Source organism: Cupriavidus sp. 01T418 (assembly GCF_056398885.1).
Map to the genome: position 1 here is coordinate 122,032 of NZ_JBFTQG010000003.1, position 13,664 is coordinate 135,695.

The window sequence follows — 13,664 nt, forward strand, 5'->3', positions numbered from 1 at the left end:
GGCAGGGCATTAGCGGGACACCGGCCGCTTCCCCAATTTGCGCTGCAGCGTGCGCCGGTGCATGTTGAGCGCGCGCGCGGTGGCCGAGATATTGCCGTCGTGCTCGGCCAGCACGCGCTGGATATGCTCCCACTCCAGCCGCGCCACCGATAATGGCACCGGCTCTTCCATGGCGGCTTCGGCCGCGTCTTCCCATACCCCGGCCATCAGCGCCGTCAGGATCGAATCCACATTGGCCGGCTTGGCCAGATACTCATCCGCACCGTGCTTGACGGCAGCCACCGCGGTGGCAATGCTGGCATAGCCCGTCAGCACCAGGATGCGCGCATCCGGCAGGGCGGCTCGCAGCGGGGCGACCAGTTGCAGGCCGGACTCGGCCGGCACGGTGCTGCCCGCTTCCGGCGCCGCGCTCAGGTGCAGGTCCAGGGTGATGTAGGCAAACGGCGTTTGCGCGGCCAGCGCCAGCGCCTGCTGGCGGTTGTGCGCGATCCGCACCGCATAGCCGCGGCGCGTCAGCGCGCGCGCCAGCGCCCCGGCGAACACGGCATCGTCGTCGACGACCAGGAAGGGGGCGCCGTCGGCGGCGGGATGGGTGGAGGCGTCGGTCATCGCGGATTCGTTGTCAGGGGTGAGGCAAACGGAGGAGCAGCCGGGGAGGTTGCCGGGGAAGCAGCGGGCAGGCGCAGTTCGGCCACGGTCCCGCCGTCGTGGTGGTCGTGCCAGGCCAGCCGTCCGCCCATCTGCCGGGCGGCGCTTTGCGCCAGGTACACGCCGATGCCTTGGCCGCCATGCAGGCTGGCCACCGGGGCTTCGCCAAGCCGGGCGCGCTGCGAAGGCGGGATGCCGAGGCCGCGGTCGGTCACGCGGAACGTCAGCGTCGGCAGCGCGCCGCTGCTTTCCAGCGAAATGGCCAGGCGCAGCGGAATCCGTTCGTGCCCCGCAGCCAGCTGGCTGCGCGCGGCGTTGTCCAGCAGGATGGTCAGGATCTGCCCGACGCGCGCGGCCTCGACCGGCAGCGCGGCCGCCTCGCCGATGGCATTGGCCTCCAGGCGGGCATGCGGGTGGCGCAGCTGCCAGCGCTCGACATAGCCATCCAGCCACCCATCGATGCGCTGCGGCGCCGCGGTCTCGTGGTCGTCGCGCAGGTGGGCCAGGATCGACTTGCACAGCTCGAGCTGCTGCTCCATGGTCTGCAGGTCCGGCAGGTAGGCGGACACTGGCGTGGTCCCCTGGCGCGGGTCGGCGGCATCGGCGCGCAGCTCGCCGGCGATGACCGCCAGCGTGGCCAACGGCGTGCCGATTTCGTGGGCGACCGCGGCGGCCTGGTCGTTCAGCGCCTCGACACGCGCGTCCCGCAGCAACTGCTCGCGCGCCAGGTTGAGTTCGGCATCGCGCTGGCGCAGCACGCCGGACAGCCGCGCCACGAACACCGCGATCATGGTCGCGCTGGCGACGAAGTTGAGCCACATGCCGGCCAGGTGGTAGTTGACCGCATTGTCCGGGTTGCGCAGGTTCAGCGGCACGTACTCGATCAGCATCAGGCTGTAGCAGGCCATGGCGTAGACCGAGAGCGCGATCACGTTGCGCCACGGCAGGATGGCGGCGGCGATCGCCAGGCCCGGCAGGTAGAACGACACAAAGGGATTGGTCGCACCACCGGTGAAGAACAGGTTGGCCGACAGCGCCGTCAGGTCCACCAGCAGCTGGCCCATCAGCTCGGCGTCGCTGGGCATGGTGCCGTTTCCCGCATGCATGCGCAGGCGCAGGCCCGTCAGCAGGTTGAACACCGCCTGCAGGGAGAGGATCGCCAGCAGGGGGCTGTACGGCAGGATCACACCTGCCATGGATTCGCACGACACCAGCAGCACCGACTGGCCGCCCATCAGCGCCCAGCGCAGCCAGAACAGGCGGCGCAGGCTCATCAGGTTGTGTCGCACCGGGGCGATGCCCGGGGCGGGGCCGAGGCGGGAGGTGTCTGGCGGCACGGCTGCGGTGGTATCCATGCCGCGAGTTTAACAACGACGGGGGCCGGGCCCGCCGCGTGCGACACCGTGCCGCATTGGTCGGCGGCGCGGGCGCTGCCAGACTGGCCGGTTAGCTGCCGGGCTTGTGCCGCCCGGCTCGCACCGCCATGGCCGACATGGTTTAATGCTTCTTTTGAAAAGTTCAGTGGAGATGATCCCGATGCAAGCCAGATTCCTCGCCGCGGTGCCCGCCGCCGTGCTCGCCGCGCTGTGCTCGAGCGCAGCCATCGCCCAGGTCGATGTCAGCAACGCCTGGGCGCGCGGCACGGTGCCGGCGCAGACCTCCACCGGCGTCTTCATGACCCTGCATGCCCACGAGCCCGCCAAGCTGGTTGGCGTGAGCACGCCGGTGGCCGCCGTGGCCGAGGTCCACGAGATGAAGATGGATGGCAACGTGATGCGCATGCGCGCCGTCGGCGCGCTCGACCTGCCGGGCATGCGGGATGTCGAGCTCAAGCCGGGCGGCTATCACGTGATGCTGATGGGGCTCAAGGCGCCGCTGAAGAAGGGCGATACCGTGCCGCTGACGCTCAAGATCGAGCAGGGCGGCAAGGTCATCGCGCAGAAGGTCGACGCCGAAGTGCGCGACCTCGGCGCGCCGGCGCCGGCGGCCGGCTCGCAAGGCGACCACAAGCACTGAAGCGCGACGGGCAGCCCGGCTGCCTAGCTGCGCAGGCTGATCGCCTCGTCGGGCTCGTCGCCCGCGGCCACCGCCAGGACCCGCTCACGCAGCCAGCTCTGGCCGGGATCGGCGTCCGTGCGGTCATGCCAGATCAGGCTGAAGATAAAGCCAGGCAGTGGGAACGGCGGATCGAACACCGCGAAGCGTGGATCCTCCTCGAACGCGGGCAGGCTGCGGCGCGCCGTGGTCAGGACCAGGTTGGTGCCGGCAATCAGCGCCGGTGCCACGCTCCAGTGGGGCAGCACGCAGGCAATCTTGCGCCGCCCGCCGATCTTGGCCACGGCGGCATCGATGGCATCCACGCGCTCGCTGTGCGCTGCCACCAGCACATGCGAGCGGGCCAGGTAGGCAACCTGGTCCAGCTTGCCCAGGCCGCGCACCGTGGCCGCATCCACCATGCAGGCATAGGTCTCTTCGAACAGCTCGGTGCTGCGCACGCCTTCCGGGGTTTGCGCGAACACGCCCAGCGCCATGTCGATCTCGCCGTCGGCCACTTTGGCGGTCATCGCTTCGCGGCTGGCCTGGCTGACCACGAGGTCGATCCCCGGCGCGATCTTGCGCACCGCGCGCAGCAGGCCAGGCAGCAGCGCCATGGCGCCGTAGTCGGACATGGCAAGGCGGAAGCTGCGGCGCGCCGTGGCGGGCTGGAAGCCGGACGGCCCCAGCAGGATGCGCACCTGCGCCAGCGCCTCGGCCAGCGGGCCGGCCAGTTCGTGGGCGCGCGCGCTGGGCACCAGGCCACCCTGGCCGCGCACCAGCAGCGGGTCGTCCAGCAACTGGCGCAAGCGGCCCAGCGCATGGCTGACGGCGGGCTGGCTCAGGTGCAGCCGCAACGCCGCGCGCGAAATATGTCGTTCGGCCAGCAGGGCTTCCAGCACCACCAGCAGGTTCAGGTCGATACCGCGTAGATCATTCATGCGGCGCATATTAACGCTATGAAACGAGAATTGGAAATTCGCGGCACAATATTTCACACTGGGGGCATCAGATTTGTTCGCGTGGAGACGCCCCAATGCCAGGAATCAGTAACTTTTCGCCCACGCTTGCCGGTCTCATTCCCGTTCTGGTGGCCATGGCTTGCGGGGCGGTGATTCCCTTCCAGGCGGGCGCCAACGCCATGCTGGGGCGCAGCCTGGGCCATCCGCTGTGGGCGGCCGTGGCCTCGCTGCTGATCAGCCTGGCGGTGGTGCTGCCGTTGCTGTTGCTGCTCAAGGTGCCGTTGCCGGCGCTGGCGCTGGCGGCGCGCGGCCCGGCCTGGATGTGGGCGGGCGGCGTGGCGGGCGTGTTCTATCTCTCGACGGCGCTGGTGCTGGCCCCGCGCCTGGGCGCCGGCGGCTTTATCGCAGCGGTGGCGGCGGGGCAGATGGTGGGGGCCTTGCTGCTGGACCATTTCGGCCTGGCCGGCTTCCCGGTGCGGGCGGTGGCGCCGGGCCGGCTGGCTGGCGCCGTGCTGGTGGTGCTGGGGGTGGTGGTGATGCAGTGCACCGGGGCCGTCGCGCCTGGCACCGTGCCGGCGCGGGCGGCGAACTGATCAGGCCTGGCCTTGCTGGCCGCCGGGCTCCTCGCGGCGGCGGGCCAGGCACGCCGGGCACAGGCAATGCTGGCCCGGCACGATGCGCCGCGCGGGCAACAGCGGCTGGCTGGCGCACCAGCATGCCGGCAGGCCGGCCGCATAGCCGCAGACAAAGCCGGCGCCGCAGGCGCTGCAATGCTCGACCGGGCGCAATTGTCCCGTCAGCACCGTGGCCGGATCGCTCACGCCTTGTCCCGGGGCGGCTCGTCGTCCTGGCCAAACCGGGTCATGGCGGCACGCATCAGCCGCATCTGGGCCGAAAAATTGGTGCACGCGTCGCAAATGGCCATGTGGCCGCGCATGCGCAAGCGTTCGCTCCAGCTGAGCGGACGGTCCATGCCTTCCATGGTCAGGTGGTGGATCTCGCGGCAGTTCGGCAGCAGGGATCGGCGGGGTGGCGTCTTATCGGACATGGCTTCCTTGGAGCGGACCGGTGGTCATGCTTTTTGCCCGAACCAGTTCAGTTCCAGGCACTCGCGCAAGCGCATGCGGGCCCGGTACAGCATGACCCATGCATTGGTCGTCGTGATCTCCAGTTCCTGACAGATTTCTTCGGTTTCCAGTTCCAGCCATTCGCGCATCATGAAAATCCGGCCGATCTTGGCCGGCAGCTTGTCCACGCAAAGCTGCAGTATCTCGAAAAATTCGCGCCGCTCCAGTGTACGGTCCGGGTTGCCCCAGTCGGAGGGCGGCGTATGGTAGTGGCCATTCTTGGCGAACAGGGCGTCGAACGCATCGATATCCGACTGGGCCTCGCCGTCGTCGTCGCCACCTAGGGTCAGGCGCACTTCGCGCCGGCCGCTGCGCAGCGTGTCGATGATCTTGTGCTTGAGGATGCCGATCAGGTAGGTCTTCAGCGCGGACTGGCCGCTAAAACGCTCCGGGTGCTCCAGCGCGGCCACCAGGGTGTCGGAGACGGTATCCTCGGCCAGCGCCTGGTCGCGTAGTTGCAGCCGCGCAAAGCGCAGCAGGTGGGGGCGCAGGGCGCCAAGATCGTCGGGGTGCAGGCTCATTTTCTTGCCACGGTTCGATTGTGGGTAACTGTCAGCCGACTGTTGCGTGGATAGGACGCCATGGTGCGCCGCAGGACGCATGCACCGGTTTTGAGCCGCTGCGCGCCACCGTCCGCACGCGTGCGGCGCGGTTTCTTGTAAAATCGGCGCCTGCCGCGGCCGGAGGTGGCTAATTCGGGGTCGACGGGATCAGAAATCCCAGGAACCAGATGCCCACCGCCGGCCAGATTTGCCATGATACCTGTTGAATCACACGGATGTCCCTTGCCATGAACGCCGACACCCCTGGGCCTGCCGCTACCGCGGTGGCCGCCATTGCCCCAGCCCTCAAGGCCGAAATCCTTGCCGAGGCGCTCCCCTATATCCGCAAGTTTCACGGCAAGACCATCGTGGTCAAGTACGGTGGGAACGCGATGACCGAGGACAAGCTCAAGCACGGCTTCGCGCGCGACGTGATCCTGCTCAAGCTGGTCGGCATGAACCCGGTCGTGGTCCATGGCGGCGGCCCGCAGATCGACGAAGCCTTGAAGAAGGTTGGCAAGGTCGGCACGTTTATCCAGGGCATGCGCGTGACCGATGAAGAGACCATGGAAGTGGTCGAATGGGTGCTGGGCGGCGAAGTGCAGCAGGACATCGTCATGCTGATCAACCAGTACGGCGGCCAGGCCGTGGGCCTGACCGGCAAGGACGGCGGCCTGATCCGCGCCAGGCGCCTGAAGATGCCGGACCGCGAGAATCCCGGTGCCTTCATCGATATCGGCTATGTGGGCGACATCGAAGCGATCAACCCGGCGGTGGTCAAGGCGCTGCAGGACGACGCCTTCATCCCGGTGATCTCGCCGATCGGCTTCTCCGACGACGGCCAGGCCTACAACATCAACGCCGATGTGGTAGCGGGCAAGATGGCCGAGATCCTCAAGGCCGAGAAGCTGGTCATGATGACCAACATCCCGGGCGTGATGGACAAGGCAGGCAACCTGCTGACCGACCTGTCCGCGCGCGAGATCGAGGAACTGTTCGCCGACGGCACCATCTCCGGCGGCATGCTGCCCAAGATCTCGTCGGCCCTGGACGCGGCCAAGAGCGGCGTCAATTCGGTGCACATCATCGACGGCCGCATCGAACACTCGCTGCTGCTCGAAATCCTGACCGAACAAGCCTTCGGTACCATGATCCGTTCGCACTAGACAGAATGTATCGACCTGCAGCGCGCGCGCCGCGCGCGCTGCTGCTTCACCCCCCTCTTTCCTTCCCGCGTGCCATCTACCTCCCCAGCTTCGCGCCGCAGCCTGCGCGGTGCGCGCCGACGCCGCCCCGCGGGCGACAATTCCGGCCGCACGGTGTGGCTGTTCGACCTCGACAACACGTTGCACGACGCGTCGCACGCGGTCTTCCCCGCCATCAACCAGTTGATGACGGCGTATGTCGCACGGGTGCTGGGCTGCGACGCGGCTACGGCCAGCGAACTGCGGGTGAAGTACTGGCAGCGCTATGGCGCGACGCTGCTCGGCATGATCCGCCACCATGGCGTGGATCCGGCGGACTTCTTGCGCGCCGCGCACGATTTCCCCAAATTGGCGGAGATGGTGCGCGTGCAGCGCGGCCTGGCCGGCCACCTGCGCCGCCTGGCGGGGCGCAAGATACTGGTGACCAATGCGCCGGCGCAATATGCGCGCGCGGTCATGGAAGTGGCCGGCATCCAGCATTGCTTCGAGCGCGTGGTCGCCATTGAGGATATGTGGGTGCATGGGCACCTGCGGCCCAAGCCGGACCGCCGCATGCTGCGGCGGCTGCTGGCCCAGGAGCGGGTGGCGCCGCACCGGGCGGTGCTGGTGGAGGACACCCTGTCCCATCTCAAGCGCTACGCGGGCACGGGTATTCGCACGGCCTGGGTCACGGGCTATCTGCGCACGCTGGCGCCATCGCGTCCGCATGATGTGCCGATGCCCGCCAGCGCGGCGGCGGCCGGGGTCAGCGGCGACGCCGTGCTGCGCACCACGCTGGACGCCGAGGACCGGCAGCATGCGGGGCATGCCGCGCAGGAGCACTCGGTGACCCTGGTGGCGGCCGAGACGCAGGATCCGCCGCCGCAAGCGCCGCCGGCATCGGCGCCGCGCGTGCGGGCGCGCATCGTAAATCGCCCCGGCTATGTGAACGTAAAAGTACAATCCATGCATCAACTCCAACGACGAATGCGGAGAATCGGGTCATGATGCACAGTAACGAGCGCCCATCGGGTGTGGCTCCGGCCGCGGCCGGGCAGGGCGCAGGCGCGGACGGGGCGCCGGCACGCAAACGCCCGCGTCCGGGCGAAAGGCGTGTGCAGATCCTGCAGACGCTGGCCGGGATGCTGGAAGTGCCGCGCGGGGAAAAGGTCACCACCGCCGCGCTGGCCGCCAAGCTCAGCGTGTCGGAGGCGGCGCTGTACCGCCATTTCGCCAGCAAGGCGCAGATGTTCGAAGGCCTGATCGGCTTTATCGAGCAAACAGTCTTCGGCCTGATCAACCAGATCACCACCCAGGAAGAACATGGCCTGCGCCAGGCGCAGGCCGTGGTGCGCATGCTGCTGTCCTTTGCCGAGAAGAATCCCGGCATGACCCGCGTGCTGACCGGCGAAGCGCTGGTGGGAGAGCACGACCGGCTGCAGGAACGCATCAACCAGGTGGTCGACCGCATCGAGGCCTCGCTGCGGCAGTGCCTGAAGGTGGCCATCACCCAGGGCGCCTTTCCGCCCGACGCCGACGTGCCGGTACGCGCGGCGCTGATCATGGCGACCGTGCAGGGGCATTGGCATCGCTATGCCAAGAGCGGCTTCCGCAAGTTGCCGAGCGAGAATGCGGAAGCGCAATTGCGCGTGCTGCTCGGTTAAGCTCAGGCTTGCGCGGCGGCTGCCGGGCGGCGCGCCGCCTCCGCGTTGGTTTGCTCTATAATGGGCCGGTCGCGCCGATTTGAAGACTGGCTTGCGGGCGCGCGGCGGCATGGTAACCCCTGGCTTATCGGATTGGGGGGACCGGCAGCCAATATAAATGCGGCTAAAGAGGTGGGTCGGTACCCTTGCCACGCAAGGTACCGGCACGCGGGACGCAAGACCCGTGCAAAACCCGATTTGGCAGCGCCAACGTTGATGCCATGCTTGAAGTCATGTGCAGGCAACGTCCAAACGCAAATGCCGGTCGGGTTTTTTTACGCCCGTTTGCCGACGGGCCTATTCCATGACAGACGTAGCTCCGCCCCCTGCCGCGCTCGCCGTGCCGTCCGACTCGGTCGGCATCGTCGAGCCGCAGTGCATGCATTTCCCCGAGCCGTTGAAGCTGCGCAACGGCACCTCGCTTGCCGACTACGACCTCATGGTCGAGACCTACGGCACGCTCAACGCCGCCCGCTCCAACGCGGTGCTGGTGTGCCATGCGCTCAATGCCTCGCACCACGTGGCCGGCGTGTACGCGCATGACCTGGGCGAGGTGGGCTGGTGGGACAATATGGTCGGCCCCGGCAAGCCCCTGGATACCAATCGTTTCTTCGTCATCGGCGTCAATAACCTCGGCTCCTGCTTCGGCTCGACCGGGCCGATGAGTCCCAACCCGGCCACCGGCCAGCCCTACGGCGCCACCTTCCCGGTGGTCACTGTGGAAGACTGGGTCAATGCCCAGGCGCGCGTGGCGGACAGGTTCGGCATCAGCCAGTTTGCCGCGGTGATGGGCGGCAGCCTGGGCGGCATGCAGGCGGTGGCCTGGAGCCTGATGTATCCGGAGCGGCTGCGCCACTGCATCGTGGTGGCCTCCACGCCCAAGCTGTCGGCGCAGAACATCGCCTTCAACGAGGTGGCGCGCAGCGCCATCCTGTCGGATCCGGACTTCCACGGCGGCAACTACTACGCGCATGGCGTCAAGCCCAAGCGCGGGCTGCGCGTGGCGCGCATGATCGGCCATATCACCTACCTGTCCGACGAGGACATGGCGGAGAAATTCGGCCGCGAGCTCAAGGCCGACGATATCGGTTTCTCCTTCGATGTCGAGTTCCAGGTGGAGAGCTACCTGCGCTACCAGGGCGACAAGTTCGCCGAGTACTTCGATGCCAACACCTACCTGCTGATCACGCGCGCGCTCGACTACTTCGATCCGGCGCTGGCCTTCGGCGGCGATCTCACGCGCGCGGTGTCGCACACGCAGGCCAGCTTCCTGGTGGCCAGCTTCAGCACCGACTGGCGCTTTGCGCCGAACCGCAGCCGCGAACTGGTCAAGGCCCTGCTCGACAACAAGCGCCCGGTCAGCTACGCGGAGATCGACGCGCCCCACGGCCACGACGCCTTCCTGCTCGACGACCCGCGCTATCACAACCTGATGCGCGCCTACTACGAACGCATCGCCGAGGAGATAGGCGCATGAATGCTGCGGCCAACCCCAATATCCTCGCGCTGCGCCCCGATTTCCGCGCCATTGCGCGCTGGATCGAGCCCAGCTCCACCGTCCTTGACCTGGGCTGCGGCGACGGCAGCCTGCTGCGCGTGCTGCAGGACGAACTCGACGTGCAGGCCTACGGCATCGAGATCCAGGACGACGGCGTGCTGGCGTGCGCGCAGAAGGGCGTGCACGTGATCCAGCAGAACCTGGAAGGCGGCCTGGCGCTGTTCGAGGACAAGAGCTTCGATACGGTGATCCTGTCGCAGACGCTGCAGACCATCCACAACACCGCGCAGGTCTTGCGCGAGACGCTGCGGGTGGGACGCGAATGCATCGTGTCTTTCCCCAACTTCGGCTACTGGCCGCACCGGTTGTCGGTGTTCCGCGGGCGCATGCCGGTGTCGGAGGCGCTGCCTTACCAGTGGTACAACACGCCGAACGTGCGCGTGCTGACAATCAGCGACTTTGAAACGCTGGCGTCCAAGGTCGGGCTGCGCATCCTCGACCGCGTGGTGATGCACGAGGGCGTGATCGTCAACTGGGGCCTGAACTGGCGGGGCAGCCTGGCGGTGTATCGCGTCTGTTCCACCTGACCGGGCAGGGCACGGCGAGGGCGTTTAGCCGCCCGCCAGTCTTCCTTGTGCCGCAGCTTCCAGCGTTCGCCGAAGGCGCCGTATGCATGATGGACCCATAGCGCCCATGAGCAAAGTACGCAGGAGACTCGCATGAACATCGATCGACCCGGCGCCGCCGCCGCAACACCCGCCGCCGCATCGGCGCCCCCGGCCACGGAACCCGCCCTGGGCGGGGGCGCGTGGCGCATGGTGGCCGCCATGACCCTGTCGGGCACCATCGGCTGGTTCGTCGTGACCAGCGGACAGTCGCCGCTCGACGTTGTGTTTTTCCGCTGCATCTTTGGCGGCGCCGCGCTGCTGGGCACGCTGGCGTTGCGCCGTGGCTGGCAACCCATGCGCGGCAGCGACTGGGGTTGGCTGGCGCTCGGCGGCGTCACGCTGATCTGCAACTGGCTGGCGCTGTTTTCCGCGTATTCATACAGCGGCATCTCGGTGTCCACGGTCGTCTATCACACCCAGCCCTTCTTCCTGCTGTTGCTGTCGGCTGTGTTCCAGCGCGAGACAATTGCCCCCGGACGGCTTGCCTGGCTGTTGCTGGCCTTTGGCGGGGTAGTGCTGATTACCGGGCTGGAGCATGGCGGCGCCAGTGGCGGCATGCTGCTGGGGATTGGGCTGGCGATGTTGGCGGCACTGCTGTACGCCGTCACCACCATGGCCACGCGCCGCCTCAAGGGCATCCCGGCCGGGCAGATCGCGGGTTTGCAGATGGTGATCGGGGTGATCCTGCTATTCCCGCTGGCGCATCCGGCGGTGGAGACCTTCGGCGGGCGTACTTGGGGGGCGCTGCTGGCGCTCGGCCTGGTGCATACCGGAGTGATGTACACGTTGCTGTACGGCGCCTTCCAGCGTCTCAATGTGCTGTCGATCGCCACGCTGTCGTTCGTCTACCCGCTGGTGGCCATCGTGATCGACGTGCTGGTGTTCGGGGTGGTGCTCACGCCGCTGCAACTGGCGGGCATGGCGCTGATCCTGCTGGCGGTGGTCGGCAACCAGCTGGGCTGGAATCCATTCCGGCGGGCGCAGGGCTGAAGCGGCACCGGATTGGAGGGGATTTCGATTGACGGCGCCAGCGCATGGCGATCGTTTGGCGTATTATCGAACGATCGTACTTTTTTTTGATCCCCGACATGATAGCCACGCCAGACAGCCAGTCCGTCCATTCCTTCGACCACGCGATCGCGCTGGAGCCGGCGGGCGGCAACCTTTTCCACGGCCGTACCACGCCCGTCTACTGGAACATGATCGGCCCCTTCGGCGGCATCACGGCGGCCACGCTGCTGCAGGCCGTGCTGCAACATCCCGAGCGGCTGGGCGATCCATCCGCGCTGACCGTCAACTTTGCCGGGCCGATCGCCGAAGGGCCGTTCGTGATCGAGGCGCGGCCGGTGCGTACCAACCGCAACACCCAGCACTGGTCCATCGAACTGCGCCAGGGCGACGAAGTGGCGACCACCGCCACGGCTTTCTTCGCGGTGCGCCGCGAGACGTGGAATTGCGGCGAGGCGGTGTTCCCGCAGGTGCCGCCGGCCGACACGGTAGAAACGATGCCGGGCTTTGCCCCGGTGCGCTGGCTGGATGCCTATGAATTGCGGCCGGTGCGCGGGGCCAGGCCAAGCGCCGAGCCCGGCACCGAGAACCCGGACAGCCTGACGCAGTTCTGGCTGCGCGACGCGCCGGCGCGTACCCCGGACTTTGCCGCGATGGCGGCATGGTGCGACACCTTCTACCCGCGTATCTTCCTCAAGCGCGCCGGCTTCGTGCCGGCTGGCACGGTGTCGCTGACGACCTATTTCCATGCCGACGCGCCCACGCTGGCCGCGCTGGGCGACAGCCATGTGCTGGGCAGCGCCCAGGCCCAGGTGTTCCGCCAGGGCTTCTTCGACCAGAGCGCGCAGATCTGGAGCCCGCGGGGCGAGCTGCTGGCGACCTCGCACCAGATCGTCTACTACAAGCAGTAAGCGCGCGCTCCCCGGCTTCAGGCCGCTGCGCGGGCCCGGGCCTCGTAGTGGTGCACGGTGTGGCGCATTGCCCATAGCAGCGCCACGCCCGGCAGCGCCACCACCACGGTGCTGAGGTAGAACGCCGGCCAGCCGAAGGCTTCCACCAGGTAGCCCGAACTGGGGCCCACATAGACGCGCCCGACCGAGGCCAGCGCCGACAGCAGCGCGTACTGGGTGGCCGAGAACGAGCGGTTGCACAGGGTCATCAGCAGCGCCACGAAGGCCGCCGTGCCCATGCCGCCGCAGAGGTTCTCCACCGCGATGGTGGCGCCCATGGTCCACAGGTGTGGCGGCGTTACCGCCAGGATCCAGTAGCCCAGATTGGACACCGCCTGCAGGATGCCGAACAGCATCAGCGAGCGGTACAGCCCCAGGCGTATCATCAGCGTGCCGCCGAACAGCGCGCCCACGATGGTGGCGGCCAGCCCCAGCGTCTTGTTGACCAGGCCGACTTCGCCGGCCGAGAAGCCCACGCCGCGGATCAGGAACGTGGTGGAAAGGCTGCCGGCAAATGCATCGCCCAGCTTGTAGAGCACGATCAGCAGCAGCAGCCACCAGGCGCCGGGGCGCGAGAAGAAGTCGCGCAGCGGCCCCAGGATCGCTTCTTCCATGGAGCGCGGCGTGCGGGCCGGCGATTCCGCCTCGGGCGCCCACAGCAGGCTGAAGATGCCGATGCCCATCAGGCCCGCCATCAGGATGTACATCTGCTGCCAGCCCATCACGCGGTCGGCCAGCCACAGCGCCAGCCCGCCCGAGACCAGCATCGCCAGCCGGTAGCCCAGCACCTTGACCGCCGCCCCAACGCCGCGCTCGGGCGCGCGCAGCACGTCGGTGCTGTAGGCGTCGAACACGATGTCCTGGGAGGCCGACAGGAAGGCCACCAGCGTGGCCAGCGCAGCCAGCGTCCACAGCGCCTCGTGCGGCGGGCAGAAGGCCATGCCCGCGATGCCCAGCACCAGGCCCAGCTGGGTCACCAGCAGCCAGCCGCGGCGCCGTCCCAGCAGCGGCGGCGTGTAGCGGTCCATCAACGGTGCCCACAGGAACTTGAAGATATAGGCCTGGCCCACCAGCGAGAAAAAGCCGATGGTCTTGATGTCCAGCCCCTCCACCGTCATCCAGGCCTGCAAGGTGCCGGAGGTGAGCGCCAGCGGCAGCCCGGAAGCGAAGCCCAGCGCGAGCATGGCGCCAATGCGGCGATTGCGGAAAATGTCGAGATAGTCTTGGAAGGTCATGAATCAGGATGGCAATCAGGCTGGGCAAGGCGCCGTGTATTATTGCATTACCGCCAGCGTCGGCCCCGGGCGATGTCCTGGCCGCTGTCCGGGGCTCCCCAGTCC

The 13,664-nt window shown here is 67.8% G+C and carries 16 protein-coding genes; 9 read left to right on the forward strand and 7 right to left on the reverse strand.

Features of this window, described 5'->3' with window-relative positions; all coding sequences use genetic code 11:
* Positions 1-9 precede the first annotated feature (9 nt).
* A complete protein-coding gene (locus AC1DQ3_RS04760) occupies positions 10-609 on the reverse strand; it encodes a response regulator transcription factor (protein ID WP_477119028.1) in 600 nt (199 codons plus the stop codon).
* The gene (locus tag AC1DQ3_RS04765; RefSeq protein WP_477119029.1) at positions 606-2,003 is read right to left on the reverse strand and encodes an ATP-binding protein; all 1,398 of its coding nucleotides are present in this window, start codon (positions 2,001-2,003) and stop codon (positions 606-608) included. Before AC1DQ3_RS04765 ends, AC1DQ3_RS04760 begins: the two co-directional genes overlap by 4 nt.
* A 181-nt stretch (positions 2,004-2,184) precedes the next feature.
* On the opposite strand from AC1DQ3_RS04765, the gene AC1DQ3_RS04770 reads away from it, so the two are divergent.
* Positions 2,185-2,664 carry a copper chaperone PCu(A)C gene (locus AC1DQ3_RS04770; protein ID WP_477119030.1) on the forward strand — a complete coding sequence of 160 codons (480 nt, stop codon included), beginning with the start codon at positions 2,185-2,187 and terminating at the stop codon, positions 2,662-2,664.
* 23 nt (positions 2,665-2,687) lie between these two features.
* Here AC1DQ3_RS04770 and AC1DQ3_RS04775 read toward each other — a convergent pair whose 3' ends face one another.
* Positions 2,688-3,623: a LysR family transcriptional regulator gene (locus AC1DQ3_RS04775; RefSeq protein ID WP_477119031.1), complete on the reverse strand. Its 936-nt coding sequence runs from the start codon at positions 3,621-3,623 to the stop codon at positions 2,688-2,690.
* A gap of 95 nt (positions 3,624-3,718) precedes the next feature.
* On the opposite strand from AC1DQ3_RS04775, the gene AC1DQ3_RS04780 reads away from it, so the two are divergent.
* Positions 3,719-4,237 carry a DMT family transporter gene (locus tag AC1DQ3_RS04780; protein WP_477119032.1) on the forward strand — a complete coding sequence of 173 codons (519 nt, stop codon included), beginning with the start codon at positions 3,719-3,721 and terminating at the stop codon, positions 4,235-4,237.
* Here the strand turns inward: AC1DQ3_RS04780 and AC1DQ3_RS04785 are convergent, their stop codons facing one another.
* The 3 genes from AC1DQ3_RS04785 to AC1DQ3_RS04795 are packed head-to-tail and all read right to left on the reverse strand — an operon-like array spanning position 4,238 to position 5,292.
* Positions 4,238-4,465, reverse strand: a complete 228-nt coding sequence (locus AC1DQ3_RS04785; protein WP_477119033.1) for a cysteine-rich CWC family protein — start codon at positions 4,463-4,465, stop codon at positions 4,238-4,240.
* Positions 4,462-4,692, reverse strand: a complete 231-nt coding sequence (locus AC1DQ3_RS04790; protein ID WP_477119034.1) for a zf-HC2 domain-containing protein — start codon at positions 4,690-4,692, stop codon at positions 4,462-4,464. The genes AC1DQ3_RS04785 and AC1DQ3_RS04790 overlap by 4 nt, the downstream gene beginning before the upstream one ends.
* 24 nt (positions 4,693-4,716) lie before the next feature.
* Positions 4,717-5,292 (reverse strand): sigma-70 family RNA polymerase sigma factor, encoded by a 576-nt coding sequence (locus AC1DQ3_RS04795; protein WP_477119035.1) that lies wholly within the window; start codon positions 5,290-5,292, stop codon positions 4,717-4,719.
* 269 nt (positions 5,293-5,561) lie between these two features.
* Here AC1DQ3_RS04795 and argB point away from each other — a divergent pair, with 269 nt between their 5' ends.
* From argB to AC1DQ3_RS04830, 7 genes are all read left to right on the forward strand, one after another.
* Complete coding sequence (argB, locus tag AC1DQ3_RS04800; RefSeq protein WP_477119036.1) at positions 5,562-6,479, forward strand: acetylglutamate kinase; 918 nt, start codon at positions 5,562-5,564, stop codon at positions 6,477-6,479.
* Between the two features lie 69 nt (positions 6,480-6,548).
* Entirely contained in the window at positions 6,549-7,505 is a 957-nt protein-coding gene (locus AC1DQ3_RS04805) for an HAD-IA family hydrolase (protein ID WP_477119037.1), read from the forward strand.
* The gene (gene slmA / locus AC1DQ3_RS04810) at positions 7,505-8,161 is read left to right on the forward strand and encodes a nucleoid occlusion factor SlmA (RefSeq protein ID WP_477119254.1); all 657 of its coding nucleotides are present in this window, start codon (positions 7,505-7,507) and stop codon (positions 8,159-8,161) included. Before AC1DQ3_RS04805 ends, slmA begins: the two co-directional genes overlap by 1 nt.
* Positions 8,162-8,504: 343 nt before the next feature.
* On the forward strand, positions 8,505-9,677 hold the full coding sequence (metX, locus tag AC1DQ3_RS04815) for a homoserine O-succinyltransferase MetX (protein ID WP_477119038.1): 1,173 nt from the start codon (positions 8,505-8,507) through the stop codon (positions 9,675-9,677).
* On the forward strand, positions 9,674-10,285 hold the full coding sequence (gene metW / locus AC1DQ3_RS04820; protein ID WP_477119039.1) for a methionine biosynthesis protein MetW: 612 nt from the start codon (positions 9,674-9,676) through the stop codon (positions 10,283-10,285). The genes metX and metW overlap by 4 nt, the downstream gene beginning before the upstream one ends.
* 228 nt (positions 10,286-10,513) lie before the next feature.
* Entirely contained in the window at positions 10,514-11,356 is an 843-nt protein-coding gene (locus AC1DQ3_RS04825) for a DMT family transporter (RefSeq protein WP_477119255.1), read from the forward strand.
* Between the two features lie 98 nt (positions 11,357-11,454).
* Positions 11,455-12,285 (forward strand): acyl-CoA thioesterase, encoded by an 831-nt coding sequence (locus tag AC1DQ3_RS04830; RefSeq protein WP_477119040.1) that lies wholly within the window; start codon positions 11,455-11,457, stop codon positions 12,283-12,285.
* Between the two features lie 17 nt (positions 12,286-12,302).
* On the opposite strand, the gene AC1DQ3_RS04835 is transcribed toward AC1DQ3_RS04830, so the two are convergent.
* Positions 12,303-13,559 carry a muropeptide transporter gene (locus AC1DQ3_RS04835; protein ID WP_477119041.1) on the reverse strand — a complete coding sequence of 419 codons (1,257 nt, stop codon included), beginning with the start codon at positions 13,557-13,559 and terminating at the stop codon, positions 12,303-12,305.
* Positions 13,560-13,664: the final 105 nt, after the last annotated feature.